18 protein-coding genes are annotated in these 20,888 nt (G+C 45.6%); 3 read left to right on the top strand and 15 right to left on the bottom strand.

Translation table 11 applies throughout. The annotated features are described in order from the left end of the window. Positions 1-15 precede the first annotated feature (15 nt). Together alr and AC3CID_RS01395 are read right to left on the bottom strand one after the other, a co-directional pair. Complete coding sequence (alr, locus tag AC3CID_RS01400; RefSeq protein WP_017078240.1) at positions 16-1,101, bottom strand: alanine racemase; 1,086 nt, start codon at positions 1,099-1,101, stop codon at positions 16-18. Positions 1,102-1,105: 4 nt separating this feature from the next. Continuing rightward, positions 1,106-2,497 carry a replicative DNA helicase gene (locus AC3CID_RS01395; RefSeq protein ID WP_171309440.1) on the bottom strand — a complete coding sequence of 464 codons (1,392 nt, stop codon included), beginning with the start codon at positions 2,495-2,497 and terminating at the stop codon, positions 1,106-1,108. Positions 2,498-2,673: 176 nt separating this feature from the next. Between AC3CID_RS01395 and AC3CID_RS01390 the strand changes: the two genes are divergently transcribed. Further along, positions 2,674-3,573 (top strand): DUF481 domain-containing protein, encoded by a 900-nt coding sequence (locus tag AC3CID_RS01390; protein WP_488526851.1) that lies wholly within the window; start codon positions 2,674-2,676, stop codon positions 3,571-3,573. A 236-nt stretch (positions 3,574-3,809) separates the two neighbouring features. Here the strand turns inward: AC3CID_RS01390 and rplI are convergent, their stop codons facing one another. The 5 genes from rplI to rnr all read right to left on the bottom strand — a co-directional run bounded on the left by rplI (position 3,810) and on the right by rnr (position 8,825). Beyond that, the gene (gene rplI, locus AC3CID_RS01385) at positions 3,810-4,262 is read right to left on the bottom strand and encodes a 50S ribosomal protein L9 (protein WP_004735854.1); all 453 of its coding nucleotides are present in this window, start codon (positions 4,260-4,262) and stop codon (positions 3,810-3,812) included. Positions 4,263-4,300: 38 nt separating this feature from the next. Next, positions 4,301-4,528: a 30S ribosomal protein S18 gene (gene rpsR, locus AC3CID_RS01380; RefSeq protein ID WP_000090472.1), complete on the bottom strand. Its 228-nt coding sequence runs from the start codon at positions 4,526-4,528 to the stop codon at positions 4,301-4,303. A gap of 132 nt (positions 4,529-4,660) precedes the next feature. Then, on the bottom strand, positions 4,661-5,074 hold the full coding sequence (gene rpsF, locus AC3CID_RS01375; protein ID WP_004735855.1) for a 30S ribosomal protein S6: 414 nt from the start codon (positions 5,072-5,074) through the stop codon (positions 4,661-4,663). A 292-nt stretch (positions 5,075-5,366) separates the two neighbouring features. Beyond that, positions 5,367-6,107 (bottom strand): 23S rRNA (guanosine(2251)-2'-O)-methyltransferase RlmB, encoded by a 741-nt coding sequence (rlmB, locus tag AC3CID_RS01370; protein WP_004735856.1) that lies wholly within the window; start codon positions 6,105-6,107, stop codon positions 5,367-5,369. 219 nt (positions 6,108-6,326) lie between these two features. After that, on the bottom strand, positions 6,327-8,825 hold the full coding sequence (rnr, locus tag AC3CID_RS01365; protein ID WP_017078239.1) for a ribonuclease R: 2,499 nt from the start codon (positions 8,823-8,825) through the stop codon (positions 6,327-6,329). Positions 8,826-9,073: 248 nt separating this feature from the next. Here rnr and AC3CID_RS01360 point away from each other — a divergent pair, with 248 nt between their 5' ends. Then, positions 9,074-10,483, top strand: coding sequence for an amidohydrolase (locus AC3CID_RS01360; RefSeq protein WP_029224282.1), 1,410 nt, complete (start codon positions 9,074-9,076; stop codon positions 10,481-10,483). 189 nt (positions 10,484-10,672) lie between these two features. Here the strand turns inward: AC3CID_RS01360 and motX are convergent, their stop codons facing one another. Together motX and AC3CID_RS01350 are read right to left on the bottom strand one after the other, a co-directional pair. After that, positions 10,673-11,308 carry a flagellar protein MotX gene (motX, locus tag AC3CID_RS01355; RefSeq protein ID WP_004735859.1) on the bottom strand — a complete coding sequence of 212 codons (636 nt, stop codon included), beginning with the start codon at positions 11,306-11,308 and terminating at the stop codon, positions 10,673-10,675. Between the two features lie 348 nt (positions 11,309-11,656). Then, positions 11,657-12,973 carry an adenylosuccinate synthase gene (locus AC3CID_RS01350; protein WP_017078237.1) on the bottom strand — a complete coding sequence of 439 codons (1,317 nt, stop codon included), beginning with the start codon at positions 12,971-12,973 and terminating at the stop codon, positions 11,657-11,659. Positions 12,974-13,145: 172 nt separating this feature from the next. Between AC3CID_RS01350 and AC3CID_RS01345 the strand changes: the two genes are divergently transcribed. After that, positions 13,146-13,334, top strand: a complete 189-nt coding sequence (locus AC3CID_RS01345; RefSeq protein WP_026012244.1) for a DUF2065 domain-containing protein — start codon at positions 13,146-13,148, stop codon at positions 13,332-13,334. Between the two features lie 181 nt (positions 13,335-13,515). On the opposite strand, the gene hflC is transcribed toward AC3CID_RS01345, so the two are convergent. The 6 genes from hflC to mutL form a co-directional block, all read right to left on the bottom strand. Continuing rightward, positions 13,516-14,493, bottom strand: a complete 978-nt coding sequence (gene hflC, locus AC3CID_RS01340) for a protease modulator HflC (protein ID WP_054548394.1) — start codon at positions 14,491-14,493, stop codon at positions 13,516-13,518. 2 nt (positions 14,494-14,495) lie between these two features. Then, positions 14,496-15,698, bottom strand: coding sequence for an FtsH protease activity modulator HflK (gene hflK / locus AC3CID_RS01335; RefSeq protein WP_017078236.1), 1,203 nt, complete (start codon positions 15,696-15,698; stop codon positions 14,496-14,498). Between the two features lie 27 nt (positions 15,699-15,725). Then, a complete protein-coding gene (gene hflX, locus AC3CID_RS01330) occupies positions 15,726-17,033 on the bottom strand; it encodes a ribosome rescue GTPase HflX (RefSeq protein ID WP_004735864.1) in 1,308 nt (435 codons plus the stop codon). Positions 17,034-17,077: 44 nt separating this feature from the next. Next, complete coding sequence (gene hfq, locus AC3CID_RS01325; protein ID WP_004735866.1) at positions 17,078-17,344, bottom strand: RNA chaperone Hfq; 267 nt, start codon at positions 17,342-17,344, stop codon at positions 17,078-17,080. A gap of 193 nt (positions 17,345-17,537) precedes the next feature. Next, complete coding sequence (miaA, locus tag AC3CID_RS01320; RefSeq protein WP_054548395.1) at positions 17,538-18,470, bottom strand: tRNA (adenosine(37)-N6)-dimethylallyltransferase MiaA; 933 nt, start codon at positions 18,468-18,470, stop codon at positions 17,538-17,540. Positions 18,471-18,567: 97 nt separating this feature from the next. Then, the gene (gene mutL / locus AC3CID_RS01315) at positions 18,568-20,880 is read right to left on the bottom strand and encodes a DNA mismatch repair endonuclease MutL (protein WP_488526850.1); all 2,313 of its coding nucleotides are present in this window, start codon (positions 20,878-20,880) and stop codon (positions 18,568-18,570) included. Positions 20,881-20,888: the final 8 nt, after the last annotated feature.

Raw genomic sequence — 20,888 nt, 5'->3', positions numbered from 1 at the left:
TTACAAGATCCATAGCTACTTCACATACTCCATCGCAACACGTGAAGTCAGCTTAGTGACTAACTCGTACGCGATAGTGCCGATATGATCTGCTACTTCTTCTGAAGGTAAGCCTTTACCCCACAGAGTCGCTTCATCGCCCACTTGATCTGCAGCATCAGGGCCAAGGTCGACCGTTAGCATGTCCATTGACACACGTCCTGCGATCGGTACTTTTCGTCCATTAACGAACACTGGAGTGCCGTTAGGTGCCATGCGTGGATAACCATCACCGTAACCAATCGCGATCACGCCAACCTTGGTATCACGTTCACTGGTCCAGTTAGCGCCATAGCCTACGCTTTCACCTGCTTTAACATCACGAACCGCAATCAGATGTGAGGTCAGAGTCATCACAGGCTTAAAGCCAAGCTCTTGCGCTGATTTATCAGCAAAAGGCGAAACACCGTAAGAAATGATTCCCGGGCGAACCCAATCAAGGTGGCTGTTAGGCCAAGCCAATAGACCCGCAGAGGCAGCAAGTGAACGCTCACCTTCACAGCCGTCAGTGAGAGATAAGAAAAGCTCAGTCTGTTCAACGGTGGTTGCTCTATCAAGTTCATCAGCACAACCAAAGTGGCTCATGTAACGTAGAGGTTTGGCAACATTCGCACATTGATGCAAACGCTCAACAAAGTTTTGGTATTGCTCAGGGCGAACACCTAATCGGTGCATGCCACTGTCGACTTTAAGCCATACCACAACGGGTGTTTCCAAATCTGCATTCTCTAGCGCGCTTAATTGCTCTTCACAATGCACCACGGTTTGAATGTTATTGGTCACCAGGATGGGTAAATCACCCGAAGAGTAAAACCCTTCCAGCAACAAGATGGGTTTAACAATACCACCAGCTCGCAATTGTAAGGCTTCTTCAATACGTGCCACACCAAAAGCATCTGAGTTTTTCGAGTGCTTAGCGATATGCAGTAAGCCGTGCCCGTAGCCATTTGCTTTCACAACCGACATAACTTTACACTGTGGAGCCTTCGACTTTATCTGGTTCAGGTTATGTTCGAGCGCGTTTAAGTCAATGCTTGCCGTCGCTGCTTTCATATAAGTCATTAACTTACTCATCATCAAATGCAGGACCTGCATAGTTATCAAATCGGGAGTGTTGACCTTGGAATGTTAAACGAACCGAACCGATAGGACCGTTACGTTGCTTACCAAGGATGATCTCAGCGATGCCTTTCAGTGAACTGTCTGGGTTATAAACCTCATCACGATAGATAAACATGATCAAATCGGCATCTTGCTCGATAGAACCTGATTCACGCAAATCCGAGTTTACTGGGCGCTTATCAGCACGTTGCTCTAGGGAACGGTTAAGCTGAGAAAGTGCCACAACCGGAACGTTCAACTCTTTCGCTAGCGCTTTTAGGGAACGCGAAATTTCGGCGATCTCTAACGTACGGTTTTCAGACAACGAGGGTACACGCATTAATTGAAGGTAATCTATCATGATCATAGAGATACCATCGTGCTCACGAGCGATACGTCGAGCACGCGAACGCACCTCTGTTGGTGTTAAGCCCGAGCTATCATCGATATACATATTCTTCTTATCCATAAGAATACCCATACTCGACGAAATACGCGCCCAATCTTCATCGTCTAATTGACCGGTACGAATCTTGGTTTGGTCGACGCGAGAAAGTGACGCAAGCATACGCATCATCAGCTGTTCAGCTGGCATCTCTAGCGAGAAAATTAAAACCGGTTTGTCTTGCTTCATCGCCGCGTTTTCACACAAGTTCATCGCAAACGTAGTTTTACCCATCGATGGACGCGCAGCAACAATGATTAAGTCAGAACCCTGCAAGCCTGCTGTCTTCTTGTTGAGGTCGTTAAAGCCAGTGTCGACACCAGTAACACCATCTTGTGGCGATTTATATAAGATTTCGATACGTTCTAGCGTCTTCTCGAGAATGCTATCAACGTTTTGTGGGCCTTCGTTTTCACTTGCTCGGCCTTCTGCAATCGCGAAGACTTTACTTTCAGCAAGATCAACCAGCTCTTCCGATGTACGACCTTGAGGGTCATAACCAGAATCGGCGATCTCATTCGCCACACCGATCAGGCTGCGAACCAGTGCTCGCTGTGCCACGATATCAGCATACGCATTAATGTTAGCGGCACTTGGGGTGTTTTTGGCTAAGTCAGCAAGGTAAGCAAAGCCACCTACGTCTTCTAGCTGCTCACGAAGCTCTAAATGTTCAGAGAGTGTAATCAGGTCCAGAGGAGAACTTTCTTCAAGGATATCCTTTACCGCTTCAAAGATCAGACGGTGAGGACGGCTATAAAAGTCTTTGGCCACAACCTTTTCAGCAACTGTATCCCAGCGTTCGTTATCCAATAACAAACCGCCAATAACAGATTGCTCAGCTTCTAATGAATGTGGCGGGACCTTGATGGCGTCCACCTGATCGTTGGCTGATTTCTGACTTTTGGTATCCACTATGACTACACTCAATAACTAATAATGATCGTTCATTATACCCAAGAACACTCATTTGTAATCCGTTCCTAAGCGTTTGTTTTATTCTTCAGGAAGAATTTACCTATTGCTGACGGAATTAACCAAGGGTAGCATTACGATCCTGCCATTCACTCACTGTATAACTAGAGGTATGCGTGTCCAAATTATTGGCTCTGAGCACTGGTCTTCTAAGCTCTGGTCTTCTAAGCACCAGCCTTCTGAGCTCTCCGTTGGCCTTAGCTGATGATGATACTAAAGCCTCTGTCGATGCAATCCTCGACTCTATAGTAGTTTCAGAACCTACTGTTGAGCCGATCGTCGTTGCACCGACACCTGAAAAAGATATGGATATCGCACCAAGTGATACGAGTGACACAGAACTGCCGAACCCACTCAAGACGGAAGTCGAATTTGGGTATCAGTCGCATACTGGTAATTCTGATTCACGATCGCTAAATGCCCGCCTAAACGGTGAGTATACGGCTGGCCGTCATAGAACCAGTGGCGAATGGAAATACTACAACCTCTACAAAGACGGTGAAGAAGATAAAAGGCAATCGACTTACTCGGCTCAGAGTGACTACAAGTTAAGTCCTAAAACCTACCTTTACGGCAGCTTTAAAGGTGTCGATTCACGATACAGTGCTTACTTTAAAGACTACACAATATCTAGTGGTTTGGGTTATCAGTTCTCGAACACTGAAGAGTTTGTGTTGGAAGTCGAAGTCGGACCGGGTTTTCGTTACCAAGAACCTAATCTCGATGAATTGGACGACGATGACATCATCTTCCCAGAGATTGTTGAAGAGGCGATTTTCCGTGGCAATGTGAATACATCATGGCAGGTGTTGAAGAATTTGCAGCTCAAGGCTGATGTGACGTTAGTATCTGGCCACAGTAACCTGAAATTTGATACTGAATTAGAAGCGATCAACGATATTACTGACAATATCGCGCTGAAAATAGCTCACTCTCGCCAGTACCACGATAAGGTACCTGATGGATTAAGCAAAGAAGACTCTGTGCTGTCGATTAACCTGCTCTTTCAGTTCTAGTTTCAAGAACTATTCTAATCTCAAGAGCAGTTCTAGTATCAAGAGCTGTTCTAGTCTTAAGGCGACTTATAACCTTGAGAACAGCCTGTTCAGCAATAAGGGCTTTTGGATCACTGTAAGCTTTTTACTTACCATAACCCCTTCGCTATATTTTCCTATATTTCAGACATAAAAAAACACCAGCCGAAGCTGGTGTTTAAAACTTTCAAAAGAAAGAATTCGTCTTGGTACTGAAATTACTCAGCTGCAACGATAGCGATTTTCGCAGTAGCAAAAACTTCAGAGTGAAGTTGGATGCTTACTTCGAATTCGCCGATGTTACGTAGAGCGCCTTCAGGTAGGCGTACTTCGCTCTTAACTACTGCAACACCAGCTGCTGTAATAGCATCTGCGATGTCACGAGTACCGATAGAACCGAATAGTTTGCCTTCGTCACCAGCTTTAGAAGCGATTGTAACGCCTTCTAGAGTGTTAACTGTCTCTGCGCGAGCTTCTGCAGCAGCTAGTTGCTCAGCAACTTTAGCTTCTAGTTCAGCACGGCGAGTTTCGAACATAGCAACGTTGTCTTTAGTTGCCATAACTACTTTACCCTGTGGGATAAGGAAGTTACGAGCGTAACCAGATTTAACGTTTACTTGGTCGCCAAGGCCACCTAGGTTACCGATTTTATCAAGTAGAATAACTTGCATTATCTTAGTCCTCTTAAACTATTGTTAACTATTACCGATTACTGATGCTTGTCAGTGTACGGTAGTAGAGCTAGGTAACGAGAACGCTTGATAGCGCGAGCTAGCTGACGTTGGTATTTAGCACTTGTACCAGTGATACGGCTAGGTACAATTTTACCAGCTTCAGTGATGTAGTTTTTTAGAGTTGCTACGTCTTTGTAGTCAATCTCTTGTACGCCTTCTGCAGTAAAACGGCAGAATTTACGACGACGGAAGAAACGAGCCATGGGCTATCTCCTGATCTAAATTTAATAATGCGGTATTAACACAGGCTTATAAATAAGCGTAAGCAAATGCTTGTAGTGAAAATACCTAAACGAGTTGAATAAAATTTAATGACCTAAAAGGCCAAAAAAGAATTACTCAGCAGCAGCTTCTGGCTTAGCTTCTTCTTCACGACGTGGTGCACGTTCTTCACGGTCATCACGACGAGGAGCACGCTCTGCACGCTCTTCTTTTTGCTTAAGCATGATAGATTGCTCAGTCACAGCGCCTTTAGTGCGCATGATCATGTTACGTAGAACTGCATCGTTAAAACGGAAAGCAGTTTCTAGCTCGTCCATCACTTCTTGGCCAGCTTCAACGTTCATAAGAACGTAGTGAGCTTTGTGAAGTTTGTTGATTGGGTAAGCCATTTGACGGCGGCCCCAGTCTTCTAGACGGTGGATAGTACCGCCAGCTTCAGTGATTGAACCAGTGTAACGCTCGATCATGCCAGCAACTTGCTCGCTTTGATCAGGGTGAACCATGAATACGATTTCATAATGACGCATTTGGTTGCTCCTTACGGATTATTAGCTTCCACGAAAGGCTCGGTCGTCCAAGGGAAGCAAGGAACTAAAGAAAAATGACCGAGTTTTAAGGACGGCAAATATTATAGAAAGAACCCGGTATTGGCAAGCGGTATTTGGCTAATAATGAAACAGTTTTTCTTTCGCCATCTAGCCATCTGTGATTCTGTCAATTTGTCACTCTACGCCTTAAAAAGAAACGCCCACCAGCAAGTGGTGAGCGCTAATAAATTCATGAACTTAGAGTCGTTCTGCCTTTTGACTCAGCTTAACGCTATTGAGCTAGGCGCTGACGTACCGCTTCGAACAGACAGATGCCTGATGCTACCGAAACGTTGAGGCTCGACACGCTGCCTGACATTGGAATCTTAATTAGGTCATCACAGGTTTCACGCGTTAAACGACGCATACCGTCACCTTCTGCACCCATAACTACCGCAAGAGGACCCGTTAGCTTCGCTTGGTAGATGTCATGCGTCGCTTCACCTGCGGTACCCACGAACCATACACCTTGCTCTTGTAGAGCGCGCATTGTACGGGCTAGGTTGGTTACGCGCACTAGAGGAACGGTTTCAGCCGCACCACACGCTACCTTGCTTACGGTTGCCGTTAGCGGCGAAGAGCGATCTTTAGGTACGATAACAGCCGCCACACCAGCAGCATCCGCGTTACGTAGACAAGCACCTAGGTTATGAGGGTCTGTTACGCCATCTAGAACCAACAGCAGAGGCTGTTCGTGCTGCGCTAGGATATCGTCTAGGTGAGTTTCATTAAGCTGCTTAGCAGGCTTCACCTTAGCAATAAGACCTTGGTGATTTGCACCCTGTGCTTTTTCATCAAGCGGCTTACGGCCCATTTGTTGAATCGACACACCAAATTGCTGCAGTTGATTCAGTAATGGAAGAAGACGATCGTCTTGACGACCTTTAAGCACGTACGCTTCAATAAAGCGTGCTGGATCTTTTTCTAGTACGGCTTTCACCGCGTGAATACCGTAAATAAATTCGTTACTCATTGTCTCTGGTTACTCTTATTGCTCAGAGATGAATGACATCAAACCCGATGCACCCACCCCTGTGTTGTTTATTTCGAGAGTATGCGTCTTGCGCCTGATACTCTCGCATTAAAATCTTTTCGCGTTAAAGTCATCTCGCGTTAAAGTCATGTCGCATTAAATTAGCGCTGTGCTAAACCTAACTAGCAAAGCCCCTTATTAAGCTGAAGACTTATAAACTTAAGACTTATCAGCCTTTGGCTTACGACTTGCGGTACGCTTTTTCTTAGCTCGCGCTTTCGCAGCACCGGTTTTATTCGCTGACTTCTTCTTAGCTGAACTTTCAGAGCTACCGTCTGGTCGCTTAGTGGGTTCAACTAAAGGCGTCGCAGGTACACCCGGCTTATTACTCTTCACCGCTGAACGCTTTTTGCTTTTCGCCTTTTTCATCGCTTCAGCTGCACGCTTCTTGGCCGTTTTACCTTTACCACGAGGCTGACGATCGGTGTCTTCTAAATCAAAGTCGATTTGGCGAGTTTCTAGATTAACCGCAGAAACCTTCACTTTAACCGAATCACCCAAGCGGTAGATGTTACCTGAGCTTTCACCGACTAAACGCTGACCAACAGCATCAAATTGATAGTAGTCATTCGCTAGCGCTGAAATATGTACCAGACCATCGATGTGCAGTTCAGTGAGACGAACAAAGAAGCCGAAGCCAGTCACGTTAGCAATTACGCCATCCATCACTTCGCCGACATGGTCTTGCATGTACTCACACTTCAGCCAATCGTTCACTTCACGCGTAGCATCATCAGCACGACGCTCAGTCATTGAACACTGCTCGCCGTAGAAGTCCATATCATCGAAAGTGTAGTGGTAACCACCGGTTGGCGTCCAACGCTCACTCTGACGGCCTTCTTCTTTCGCAATAAGGTACTTAATCGCGCGGTGCAATAACAAATCTGGGTAACGACGAATTGGCGAGGTAAAGTGAGCATAGCGTTTAAGAGCTAAACCAAAGTGACCCGCGTTGTCCGCGTTGTATACCGCTTGCTTCATCGAGCGCAGTAGCATGGTTTGGATTAACTCACGATCTTCACGCTCATTAATCTGTTGCATCAGTTGTGCATAGTCTACTGGTGATGGCGACAGGCCACCTTCCAGCGTTAAACCTAGCTCACTAAGGAAGCTCTTAAAGCCCGTTAAGCGCTCTTCTCCCGGAGTATCGTGAACACGGTACAGTGCAGGTTCTTTCGCTTTTTCTACGTAAGACGCCGATGCGATATTCGCAAGAATCATACACTCTTCGATGATCTTGTGTGCATCGTTACGGATGACTGGTTCAATACGGTCAATCTTACGATCCGCATTGAAGATAAACTTAGTTTCTACCGTTTCAAACTCAATCGCACCACGTTCGTCACGCGTTTTCTTAAGTACCTTGTACATCTTATGAAGCTCTTCAAGATGCGGCACTTCTGGCTCGTAACGCTCACGAAGTTCTTCATTGCCATCTAAGATAGCGCCAACTTTGTTGTAAGTCAGACGGGCATGAGAGTTCATTACCGCTTCGTAGTGCTTGTAACCCGACAGTTTACCTTTGTCTGAGATAGTCATCTCACACACCATACATAAACGGTCAACTTGAGGGTTCAATGAACATAAACCATTAGAAAGGACTTCTGGCAGCATTGGCACAACTTGTGACGGGAAGTATACCGAGTTACCACGGTTAATCGCTTCTTTGTCTAGCGCAGTGTCTGGGCGAACGTAGTAACTTACGTCAGCAATCGCTACCCACAGGCGCCAGCCTCCGCCTTTCTTCGCTTCACAGTAAACCGCATCATCGAAGTCACGTGCATCTTCGCCATCAATGGTAACCAATGGCAGTTTGCGTAGATCAACACGTCCTTCTTTTGCTTCTTCAGGAACGTGCTCACCGAGGTTTACGATTTGCTTATCTACCGCTTCAGGCCACTCTTGTGGGATCTGGTGAGTACGGATCGCGATCTGCGTTTCCATACCCGGAGCCATGTTTTCACCAAGAACTTCGGTCACTTTACCCATCATGTTACGAGAACGACCACCACGATCCGTAATTTCAATCACAACCACATTACCCATTCGAGCACCGCCTTTATGCTCGGTAGGGATCTGGATGTCGTGACTAATACGAGAATCATCAGCAACCACGTAAGAATGACCGTATTCTAGGAAGAAGCGGCCAACAAGTGGGGTTTTGCGCTCTTCAAGAACACGAACCAAACGACCTTCACGACGACCACGTTTACTGTTGTCAGTCGGCTGAGCCAGTACGTAATCACCGTGCATGATGGTTTTCATCTGGTGATGCGGCAACACGATATCATTGTCTTTACCCACACTGCCGTCTGGGCGAACCCAACCATGACCGTCTTTATGACCAATCACATAGCCTTTAATCAATTCCATCTTCTCAGGCAATGCGTAGCACTGACGACGGGTAAAGATAAGCTGTCCATCACGTTCCATTGCACGTAAACGACGACGCAGCCCTTCATATTGTTCCTCTCCAGCCAAACCCAAAGCTTCGAATAGATCGTTACGGTTCATTGGGATATTCGCGTCTGTTAGAAACGAAATAATGAACTCTCGGCTTGGTACTGGGTTTTCGTAATTTTTCGACTCTCGGTCGGCAAAAGGATCAACAGTGGTTGTCGCTGTCGTGTTTTCTGACATTGGTGTGTTTTTTGACATAGGCGGGCCTGCTTAAGCAAGGAATGTATATACCCCTAGTATATCTGATGCTAGGGGTAAGCTACAGATATGCTTTGGAAAAGCCTAAAATAACCTAAGATTGATACATATCTTCACTTTGTGAAACATCGCTTCATAGAGGCGGACTATCATCAAAATTTCAAGCAAACGATAAAACAAACGTTTGCGCCATGAATGAAATACACTATTATCCTGACACTTTACCAACTCCTGTTCTGAGTATTGATATGAAACTAAAACGCACCCTATTGGCTTCAGCAATGGCAAGCCTCGCTCTATTTCCATTTGCGAGTTCAGCAATGGAAAAAGCTGACTTGATGATTACCGATGCGATGGTTCTAACCATGAACCAAGACAAAACGGTTTATGAGAGCGGTACTGTTGTCGTAAAAGACAACAAAATCATTGCCGTTGGTGATGCTTCACTAGAGAAGCAGTACCAAGCGAAACAAGTGTTAGACGTGGATGGCGATATCGTGATGCCAGGTCTCATCAATACTCATACTCACGTATCGATGACGGTTTTCCGTTCGTTGGCCGATGATGTGCCTGACCGTCTTCACCGTTATATCTTCCCTCTAGAGAAGAAACTGGTATCGCGAGACATGGTACGCATTGGCGCTAATCTCGGTAACGTTGAAATGGTAAAAGGCGGTGTCACGACTTACGCCGACATGTACTACTTCGAAGATGAAGTTGCGAAAACTGTCGATAAGATCGGTATGCGTGCCATTCTTGGTGAAACCGTTATTAAGTTCCCAGTCGCAGACGCTGCCAACGCGGAAGAAGGCATCCAATACGCGCTGAATTTCATTGAAGAATACAAAGACCACCCGCGTATCACACCCGCGTTTGCACCACACGCGCCTTACACCAACACCACAGAGATACTGCAGAAGATCTCTAAGCTCTCTCTAGAGCTCGATGTACCAGTAATGATTCACCTTGCAGAATCACACCGTGAAGAAGAGAAAATCGCCGAGCGTTCAGATGGGTTATCACCGGTTCAATACATGGACAGCATTGGCGCACTCAACAAAAACTTGGTGGGTGCACACATGATCCTCGTTGACGATCATGATATCGAACTGGTGAAAAAATCGGATATGGGTGTCGCTCACAACATGAGTGCCAACATCAAGTCAGCAAAAGGCGTATCTCCTGCCCTTAAGATGTACGACGAAAACGTTCGTATTGGTTTAGGTACTGATGGCCCAATGTCTGGTAACACACTGAGCACCATTGATGAATTCAACCAAGTCGCTAAAGTTCACAAGCTGGTGAATAAAGATCGTGCCGCAATGCCGCCGATCAAAGTGATCGACATGGCAACAATGGGCGCAGCAAAAGCGCTACACATGGAAGATAAGATCGGTTCTCTTGAGGCCGGTAAACTCGCCGACATCATAGTGATCGATACGAAAGCGCCAAACATGGTTCCGGTCTACAACCCATACTCTGCATTAGTTTACTCAGCTAACTCGGGTAACGTTCGCCACACCATAGTTGACGGTAAGATCATCATGCAAGACCGCGACATGCTAACGGTCGATGAAGATAAAATTCGCCAAGAAGCACTCGATTTCACCAAAGTCGTTCGTAAGACGGTGATTGAATCTGGTGAAGTTGTTCAATAACGGCTAGGACTATAAATCACTGCGCTTTCTTTTTAATCTAAAAAGCGGTTAAACAAAAAAGCAGTTCAGATCAAAAAAGGCCTCATAGGTATTTACCTACGAGGCCTTTTTAATACGATATCTTTCTATATCAAGATAGATGGCTAACGAGTGCAGTCGTTCATCATCAACCTTAATTAATATTCGTAATTACCAGAACACGTCTCGACGTTTTGCTCGAGCGATAATGTTGTCCGGCATTCTCTGTTCCAGACCGCTACGAAGCACGGTGATGCGTTTGTGTTGCCTATCATCCGCAGTCACCGAGTTGTATAACCAGCGGTAAGCATCTTCATAATCTAACGGGCTACCGTAATCACGCAGCAAGAGTTCCGCTAAGTGAATACTCGCACTTAGGTTACCCATAGAGGCCGCTTCACGTAAATACGGAATCGCGCGCTCTTTGTCTTGTTGAACCAAGGTTCCACGAGAATAATAACGACCTAGCTGCTCTAGTGCAGCCGGTAAACCTTGATGCGCCGCGTTTTCCATATAGTAAATGCCAAGCTCGACATCTTGTGGAACACACACGCCCCAAGCCAACATATCACCGTATAAAAACTCATAAGAAGGCAAGCTAATACGCGTCGCACGAGCAACGATATCTTCAACTAACTGGCACTTATCAGCTTTCACTCGCTCTAGATGTTGATTATTCTCAATTAAATTAATCAGTTCAGCTTCTGTATATATTGGAACGGGCTCTCCCACGTCAGTCAAATTTGCATGACTCAAGGGTGAGCTCAGCGCCATTATCAATGAAGCTGCTACAATTCGTAGCTTCATACCTGCACTCTATTATCTGTCGCTAAAGTTATCTATTGAGGGCCGCAGAGGATTTCTACACGCACAAAACAGGGTGAACTTCACTTTCCATGATATCTGTATCGGCAATAACCCTGACGGCTTTAGACAAAACTTGCCGCTAATGGGCAATATTTTGCCTGATGACGCTTAAAAGATCACCATCAAAGAGTGCGTGGCTAAATTGCAGGTATTAAAAAGCCGACTTAATAAAGTCGGCTTTTAGAAAACTATTTCATTATCAGAGCACTTTAATTAACTAATTAACAAAGTAACAAAGTACTTTAATTACCACAGCACGGTTAGTGCCTGGTAATCACTCAGCGGGCATTATGCGCCGTATGGGTGAACCTTGATGATAGTTTCGTTACGATCTGGGCCAGTTGATACGATATCAATTGGAACGCCAGTTAGGTCTTCGATACGCTTGATGTAATCTAGAGCAGCTTGTGGAAGCGCGTCGATAGATTTAGCACCAAATGTGTTTTCAGACCAACCAGGCATTGTTTCGTAGATTGGCGTCGCTTCTTCGAATGACTCAGCAGCCATTGGAGAAACTTCTAGGATAGAACCATCTTTCATCTTGTAACCAGTACAGATTTTTAGTTCTTCTAGGCCATCTAGAACGTCTAGTTTAGTTAGACAGATACCAGATAGAGAGTTGATTTGGATTGCACGACGCATAGCAACAGCATCGAACCAACCAGTGCGGCGTAGACGACCAGTCGTTGCGCCAAACTCGTGACCAACATCGCCTAGGTGCTTACCAACTGGGTCTTGTTTTTCAAGGCCATCGTATAGCTCAGTTGGGAATGGACCTGAACCAACACGAGTACAGTAAGCCTTAGTAATACCAAGGATGTAACCGATGTGACGAGGACCAAAACCAGAACCTGCAGCAACACCACCAGCAGTCGTGTTAGAAGACGTTACGTATGGGTAAGTACCGTGGTCGATATCTAGTAGCGTACCTTGAGCACCTTCGAACATGATCTTGTCGCCGCGCTTACGTGCTGCGTCTAGTTCGTCAGTTACGTCGATAACCATCGCAGTTAACATGTCTGCGTAGCTCATCGCTTGCTCAAGAACTTCTTCGTAGCTTACTGTTTCAGCTTTGTAGAAGTGCTCTAGTTGGAAGTTGTGGAATTCCATAACTTCTTTTAGCTTCTCAGCAAATGCTTCTTTATCGAAAAGGTCGCCAACGCGTAGACCGCGACGAGCAACTTTATCTTCGTAAGCAGGACCGATACCACGACCCGTTGTACCGATAGCTTTAGCGCCACGAGCAATTTCACGCGCGTTGTCGATTGCAATGTGGTACGGAAGAATTAGAGGACAAGCTTCAGAGATGAAAAGACGCTCACGTACTGGGATACCGCGATCTTCAAGAGGTTTCATTTCTTTAAGAAGTGCGTCAGGCGATAATACTACACCGTTGCCAATAACACATTTAACGTTATTGCGTAGGATACCTGATGGAATTAAGTGAAGAACGGTTTTTTCACCGTCAATTACAAGTGTGTGACCTGCATTGTGACCGCCTTGGTAGCGAACCACGTATTTTGCATCTTCAGTTAAAAGGTCAACGATTTTACCTTTACCTTCATCACCCCATTGGGTGCCTAGAACGACTACGTTATTTCCCATCTTTCCAATTTCTGTTGCTAATTAAAAATGGATTCTAGCACCGAATCACATTTCTTGCAGTCATTTTTTGTTCATAATTGTTAAAGCTAACGACAAGCAAATTTGCAATGACACCGCGAAAATCCGTAAAGATGCTGATATTATTATCTTTTTACAGGCAAAAGGCAGCAACATGTCTAATTCTATCTGGCTCGCAATCGGGCTTGTTCTTATCGTTGAAGGGCTGGGGCCCTTGATTGCACCCAATGGCTGGAGAAACATGGTTGCTCAATTAAGCCAACAGCCAGACACGCAACTGCGCCGAATTGGCGGTTGCCTTGTGGTTGCCGGCGTCGTTATCGCTTTCATGACCTACCGCTAGGCTCTCTCAAAGCAAGGCTCTGTCGCTTGATTTCCCTCGAGGACGCAATGGCCAATATTCAGTCTTTAGTCTTTAGTCTTTAGTCTTCAAAGAATAGAAAACAAAAAGGCTCCCATAATGGGAGCCTTTTAAGTTTTAACGTATTTTGCTTATTGAGCTCAGCATCCGCTAACGCATCAGCTTATTTTGCTGGAGCGCCGCTCGCTTGATTCATGTATTGGAAGAAGTCAGTCTTCGGATCCAGTACTAGAATGTCGCTCTTATCGCTAAATGAAGTCTCATAAGCTTGCAATGAACGCATGAAGCCATAGAACTCAGGATCTTTACTGTACACATCAGAGTAGATCTTCGCTGCTTCTGCATCTGCATCACCACGAGTGATTCGAGCTGTACGGTCAGCTTCTGCAAGAACTGTTGCTACTTCTAGCTCAGCTTGAGCACGGATAACTTCTGCTTTCTCACGACCTTGAGAACGGTGTCTACGAGCAACCGATTCACGTTCTGCACGCATACGGCGGTAGATAGATTCACTGATTTCGTCAGGAAGGTTAATCTTCTTCATTCGGAAATCAACAACTTCAACACCTAAATCAGCCATCGCACTTTCTGACGTTCCAGACAAAACGTTTTCCATGATCTTGTCGCGTTCGCCATCAACTTCTAGAGCTTCTGCAGCCGCTACCGTTGTAACAACTTCGCTATCAGCAGAGTCTGGCAGGATGTCCTTATTACGAGGGCCTGACACGATCTGCTTAATTTCACGAGCACCAATTTCAGAACGAAGAACATCTGTCACTTTACGCTCAAGAAGTGCTTCTGCCGTCATGATATTGCCGCCGCCGGTACTCAGATAAAAACGTCCAAAATCAGCAATACGCCATTTTGCGTAGGTATCAATTAGAACGTCTTTTTTCTCTGATGTTACGAAACGGTCAGAACGACCATCCATCGTTTGAATACGAGCATCAAGTACTTTTACGCGATCAAACAGTGGCAGTTTAAAATGCAAGCCTGGTTCATAGATTCGTGATACGCCGTTGTCATCGAGAACTCGACCAAAACGAATTACCATGCCACGTTCGCCTTCTTGAATCACAAATAGTGACATCAATAGAAGGGCAATCGTCACAACTAATACAGGGATCATTAATTTACGCATTATTAGTATCTCCCTTGACGTGAACTGTCTGAACGAGTTTGAGTGCTAGACTTTGGATCCGCTTGAGTTTCTAACTCAATTTGATCGTAAGTTGATGATGCTTTTGCAGGGCGAGTGCCCGACTGAGAACCACCTTGTGCGCCTAGCTTATCAATTGGTAGGTATAGCAAGTTACCGCTTGATTCAGAATCAATCAGGACTTTCGATGTGCTTGAGTACACTTTTTCCATTGTATCAAGGTACATACGGTTACGTGTTACTTCAGGAGCAGCTTGGTATTCAGGTAAAAGCTTCTCGAACTGAGCAACCTGACCCAAAGCACCATTAACAATACGCTCAGAATAACCGACCGCTTCTTTCTTCAAACGCTCAGCTCGACCTGTTGCTTTTGGAAGAATGTCATTTCGGTAAGCTTCAGCTTCACGTTCAAAACGCTCTTCATCCTCACGAGCCGCGATAGCATCATCAAATGCATCTTTCACTTGCTCAGGTGGACGTGCTGACTGGAAGTTCACGTCAACAATCAGAATACCCATGTCGTAGCTATCAATAATACGGTTCAACGTTTCTTGAGTGCTCTGACGAATCTGCTGACGACCACTTGTTAGGATACTATCCATTAGTGAGTCACCAATTACCGCACGAAGCGCAGAATCAGTTGCTTGGCGTAAGCTATCATCCGCATCCGTTACACGATACAAGTACTTGTACGGGTCAGAAACACGGTATTGAACGCCCATTTCAACCGTCACAACGTTTTCATCTTTCGTTAGCATGGTGCCAGAAGCACGTAGAGAACGAATCGCTTGAACGTTAACCAGTTGCTCATCTTTAATTTCATCGATGAAGCGTGGGTGCCAGTTAAGACCCGGTTCTTCGATACGGTCGAATTGACCCAGTCGAAGTACAACGGCTCTTTCTGCTTCGCCAACGGTGTAGAAACCAGCGAAGAACCAGATAGCAATCGCAATGACAGCAATGACACCAAAGCCAATCGCACCGCCACCACCAATAGATGGCCCGTTACCGTTGCCACCTTTTTTACCAAACTTGCCACCTAACTTTTGACTTAGTTTACTAAACACTTCGTCTAAGTCTGGCGGTCCTTGATCTCGGCCGCCGCGATTATTGTTCTTACCCCAAGGGTCATTATCGCGGCCGTTATTATCGCCGTTGTTATTATTTCCAGGCTCATTCCACGCCATTAGAAAGCTCCATCATTTGATATGACGTTATACTGTAGCAGTCTCTTTGGTAACGATAAAGTCACCTAAGAGCGCCCCTTCTCTTTTTTCAAGTTTAGACCAATCTATTTGTTGCATTCGGATATCTATCAACAAGTTACCATTTTCATCATACTCTTCCTGTTGAATACATTTCATCTCGAAGAATAAGCTGCGAATACGGCCTTGATGTTGATGTGGAATACACAACCGGAATTGAACCATTTGACTCGCTAAACGCTCAGTTAAAGCCTCAAACAGCAGTTCAATTCCTTCTCCTTCCATTGCAGAAACCCAAACAGCGCGTGGTGCGCCCTCTTCGTCTCTTTCAATTCGAGGTTTTTGGTCTTCCATGCAGTCAATTTTGTTCATGACTACAAGGGTTGGCACTTCATGAGCATCGATTTCTTCTAATACTTCATGAACAGCCTGAATGTTCTCACGAAAGCGGTCATCACTGGCATCAACAACATGTAACAAAATGTCAGCTTCCTGCGTCTCTTGTAACGTAGCCTTGAACGCAGCGACCAAGTCGTGTGGTAGATGACGGATAAAACCTACGGTATCTGCGAGAATTGCAGGCCCGACATCTGCCAATTCAATCTTACGTAGTGTTGGGTCTAGAGTTGCAAACAGTTGGTCTGCCGCATAAACACCTGCACTAGTGATTTGATTGAAAAGTGTTGATTTCCCTGCGTTGGTATAACCAACCAAAGAAATTGTTGGGATTTCAGCTCGATTACGAGCACGTCGTCCTTGTTCACGCTGCTTAGCCACTTTCGCTAAACGACGTAATATCGCTTTTATACGGTCACGCAACAAACGTCGATCGGTTTCCAGTTGAGTTTCACCTGGACCACGAAGACCAATACCACCTTTTTGCCTTTCAAGGTGAGTCCAACCACGAATCAATCGGGTAGAGATATGACGAAGCTGAGCGAGCTCAACTTGTAGCTTACCTTCATGAGTTCGCGCACGTTGTGCAAAGATATCTAAGATTAAACCCGTGCGATCAATCACACGACATTTACACAATTGCTCGAGGTTTCGCTCTTGGGCAGGAGAGAGAGAGTGGTTAAAAATCACAATTTCAGCACCGGTCAGCTGAACGGCTTGAGCGATTTCTAGGGCTTTACCTTCTCCAACGTAGTATTTAGGGAGTGGGGATTGTCGGCTACCAGTAATCACTTGTAGCGTTTCTACCCCCGCTGAGGAGACCAGCATTTCACATTCGCTTAGGTCTTCCCATTCTCCCTCTTGCGTGAAGTTGATATGAACAAGTACGGCTCGCTCGCCGGATTCATAACGGTCAAACAAGCAACCAACTCCTTATTACAGCGCAAGCTGTATCAATTGAACGATTAATCTTCAGTCTTCTCTGGACGATCAGATGGCGCACGCTGTTGCTCGCCGCTGTGGTGACTAACTGCACGAGCAGGAACCACAGTAGAAATCGCATGCTTGTAAACCATTTGGTTTACTGTGTTCTTCAATAAGATCACGAATTGATCGAAAGACTCGATCTGACCTTGCAGCTTGATGCCGTTAACAAGATAGATAGAGACTGGAATGCGCTCACGACGGAGTGCATTTAGGAATGGGTCTTGTAGCGATTGCCCCTTAGCCATTTTATTTTCCTTATTTATATTTTGTTGTAATTATTTAGCTAGTGGTGCACAAAAAGGTGCGGCCTTTGCATCTGAGCTAAACGAATAAAAAAACTCCGTTGTTATTGAAAGGCTGTGATTTTTAAAAGCCTCAATAACTGATCCTTTTCAGAGTATATTCACGCAAAAAGCGATCACATTATACACAGCAATACTAATCAGATGCTATTGCATCTGAAAGAGTTTCTAACGCCTGATCAATGTTTTCGCTATCCAACCAAGTTAAATCATCCCAACTGCGTAACCAGGTGATTTGTCGCTTGGCCAATTGACGGGTTGCGCAGACACCACGGAAAACCGCTTCGTCTAAATCGCAATTCCCATCTAAATAATCCCACATCTGCCTATAACCAACGCATCGGATCGATGGCAGTTCAGGGTGAAGATCGTCTCTGGCATATAACGCCTTCATCTCATCTTCAAACCCCGCCTCTATCATCTTCTCAAAGCGAAGTTCAATACGGCGATGGAGCTCTTTCCTTTCCTTGGGAGCTATTGCAAATTGTTTTACACGAAATGGCAGGCTATCGCCTTTCGTTTGAGTTAGCTCTGTTAATGTTTTACCCGAAATTCGGTAAACTTCCAATGCCCTTGAAAGCCTTTGTGGATCATTTGGGTGTATTCTTTCAGCGGATACGGGATCTATCTCTCTTAATTGATCATGCAATGCCTGCCAACCCTGTTCAATAGACTCCGCTTCAATCTGCTTACGAATCTCTTGATCCGCGGCCGGTAATGGCGATAAGCCTTCCAACAATGCTTTGTAGTACAGCATTGTGCCACCAACCAGTAACGGAATTTTTCCTTCCGCTACAATCTTATTCATTTCATTGATCGCATCACGACGAAAATCTGCCGCAGAATACGCTTCGCTTGGATCGAGAATATCAATCAAACGATGGGGCGCGAGCGCGAGCTCTCCTGCATCCGGTTTAGCGGTGCCGATATCCATGTCTTTGTAGATCAATGCTGAGTCGACACTGATGATCTCTACTGGGTATTTCTGACGTAAGCGGATAGCTAAATCTGTTTTTCCTGATGCCGTAGGGCCCATTAAAAACAACGCTAAAGGTAATTTTTCAGTCATGATATTTTGTATTTGTTTCTCTGTTAGAGCGCTTTATAAAAAAGGGCTTTGTGTCGCGACGTATTCAGCTAAAAAGACAAATGCCATCGCGAAAAAGTTAAACCGTAAACGCGGCTATGGTCGCTGAAAAGTCGATAGGATTGACAAACTCTGGATCATCTAATGGAAGTAGACCATGCCAAAGCTGTTCAAGTTCCCCAACTAGTTGAACCGCTTCAGATAAAGTGTAGTCGCTTTTTACTTGTGCCGTTTGAATCCCGATCCAGTTGACCAATGATGGCAACATATCGTTAAAAACATTAGCAGCGTTAGAACCATTATCTGCGTTAAAAACAGTAGCAGCGTGATTATCGACAATCTGAGCGTTTAATGAAGCCGCGTAAGATAACAGATCTGGGATCAAAATTTGTAAGTTTTGCTGCCTCAAAGGAGAAGGCACGCCCATCACCATTACCGCTTCACTGTTTCGCGCCTTAAGCTCAATCCCCAATAACGCCAGTGTTTGGCTCAACGCCTTAGCAACCTCGACAAGTTCACTACCAAGCTTAATCGATAAAGGCACCAATAGCGGTTGGCTTTTTAACGCCCCTTCTCGAGTATCAAGTTGGCCAATCACACGTAGCAATTCCGCTTTGGCTAGAGACAGCAATACGCTGCCGTTTTTGTTTCCCATTACCAAATACTGGCGTTCCACTACCGAGACGGCTTTGCCTAAGTCCGTCACAGGTGCTCTTGGCTTTGAATGAACAGGATTCTGTTGAGCAGGCTTAGCTTCTATATTTTCTATGTTTTCTCTATTTTCTATGTTGTCTCTGGCTCCTACTGGTGCCACATGCTCTTGAGGAGATGATGGAGCTACAACTTGATCATCAAAATCTGGCGTTTTCAGAAGCTCTTTGTAGGCTTTCACTTCTCGCTTAGAGGGCGCGGGTTCACCATGATGCTGGTGTGGCTCTTTCTCTTTTTTAGGTTCAGGTCGAGACTCGATCCACTCTTGACGAGGAGACCCGGTAAAACTGGTTTCGCGAGCCGACGAGCCTGTGTTAGCTGAACTAATGCTAGTAGACGAATCTAAGTTGGTTGAAGAGCCCCTGCTAGACGATGAACCTCGGTTGGCTGTTGAGCTATAGTGTTGCCCACCATCATTAACGCTGTGTTGAGGCTGATCATTCGCTTGTTCAGACTCAGCCTTTCTTGGGTATGAAGGCGTTTGATCAATAGCATGTCGCGCCCTTTCAGATGGAGGGCTTTGATCAGATGCTGGGTTTTGATCCGAATAAGCAGGGACAGTGCTTTCTTGCGTTGGGTAACTCGTCGCATCACTAGATTCAGGAATTGCATTATCTTGCTGATAATTCGTTGCTTCTGATTGATGAAACGCAGACCGCTTGATTGGTACCGCATTAATCTGTTTGCTTTGGGCTAGTCCATCACTCAATGCCTGATAAATGAAATCATGCACAAGGCGAGCTTGGTGGAAACGCACTTCATGTTTTGCAGGGTGAACATTCACATCCACCTGATGCGGGTCTAATTCAATAAACAGTACATAAGTTGCGAATTGGTCTGGACGTAGGCTGGTTTCGTAGCTTTGTCTGATCGCATGATTGATCAGCTTGTCACGCATCATACGACCATTCACATAGCAGTATTGTAGATCGCTTTGTTGTCTTGCTCCTTCTGGCGTGGTGATCCAGCCATGAAGTTTTAGGCCTTGATGCTCAAGTTCGATCTTAAGCATATGACGAACAAAAGGATTGCCACATACCGCAGCGATGCGTTTTTCTGCTTGAACTTGTGTTTTGGCAGCGCGGTACTGACGAATCATTTTGCCGTTATGACGAAGGTTAATCGTCACATCAAAGCGACTCAATGCGATGCGTTTAAGCAGCTCATCGATATGCGTGAATTCGGTTTTCTCGGTGCGTAAGAACTTGCGGCGTGCTGGCGTATTGAAGAACAGGTCCAACACCTCGACCGAAGTACCAATGGGATGCGCCGCAGGCTGCAGTTTCACCTGCATGTCACGGCCTTCACTGTGTGCTGCCCAAGCTTGATCTTGAGTGGCAGGGCGTGAAGTCATGGTTAAGCGCGCAACAGAGCTAATACTCGCGAGCGCCTCACCACGGAAACCAAGGCTGACGATCGCCTCAAGGTCATCAAGGGTATGGATCTTAGAGGTAGCATGACGGCTCAGCGCTAAGGCAAGCTCATCTTTGACGATGCCCTTGCCGTTGTCACGAACGCGGATCATCTTAGCGCCACCTTTCTCGATATCAATATCGATACGTGTGGCACCTGAATCCAAACTGTTCTCAACCAACTCTTTTACAACAGAGGCTGGTCTTTCTACCACTTCACCCGCTGCGATTTGGTTAGCTAACCGAGCTGGCAGTATTTTGATCGTCATATTTACAG

This window comes from Vibrio sp. QJM3NY_21, assembly GCF_057785975.1.
This window is presented reverse-complemented; position numbering and strand designations above follow the sequence as displayed.

Coding starts and splice junctions, on each gene's coding strand:
- rplI (WP_004735854.1), bottom strand. CDS start 4,262: ATGCAAGTTATTCTACTTGATAAAATCGGTAACCTAGGTGGCCTTGGC.
- miaA (WP_054548395.1), bottom strand. CDS start 18,470: ATGACTGAAAAATTACCTTTAGCGTTGTTTTTAATGGGCCCTACGGCA.
- alr (WP_017078240.1), bottom strand. CDS start 1,101: ATGACTTATATGAAAGCAGCGACGGCAAGCATTGACTTAAACGCGCTC.
- hflC (WP_054548394.1), bottom strand. CDS start 14,493: ATGCGTAAATTAATGATCCCTGTATTAGTTGTGACGATTGCCCTTCTA.
- rpsR (WP_000090472.1), bottom strand. CDS start 4,528: ATGGCTCGTTTCTTCCGTCGTCGTAAATTCTGCCGTTTTACTGCAGAA.
- hflK (WP_017078236.1), bottom strand. CDS start 15,698: ATGGCGTGGAATGAGCCTGGAAATAATAACAACGGCGATAATAACGGC.
- rlmB (WP_004735856.1), bottom strand. CDS start 6,107: ATGAGTAACGAATTTATTTACGGTATTCACGCGGTGAAAGCCGTACTA.
- AC3CID_RS01345 (WP_026012244.1), top strand. CDS start 13,146: ATGTCTAATTCTATCTGGCTCGCAATCGGGCTTGTTCTTATCGTTGAA.
- AC3CID_RS01350 (WP_017078237.1), bottom strand. CDS start 12,973: ATGGGAAATAACGTAGTCGTTCTAGGCACCCAATGGGGTGATGAAGGT.
- rpsF (WP_004735855.1), bottom strand. CDS start 5,074: ATGCGTCATTATGAAATCGTATTCATGGTTCACCCTGATCAAAGCGAG.
- AC3CID_RS01360 (WP_029224282.1), top strand. CDS start 9,074: ATGAAACTAAAACGCACCCTATTGGCTTCAGCAATGGCAAGCCTCGCT.
- hfq (WP_004735866.1), bottom strand. CDS start 17,344: ATGGCTAAGGGGCAATCGCTACAAGACCCATTCCTAAATGCACTCCGT.
- rnr (WP_017078239.1), bottom strand. CDS start 8,825: ATGTCAAAAAACACACCAATGTCAGAAAACACGACAGCGACAACCACT.
- motX (WP_004735859.1), bottom strand. CDS start 11,308: ATGAAGCTACGAATTGTAGCAGCTTCATTGATAATGGCGCTGAGCTCA.
- mutL (WP_488526850.1), bottom strand. CDS start 20,880: ATGACGATCAAAATACTGCCAGCTCGGTTAGCTAACCAAATCGCAGCG.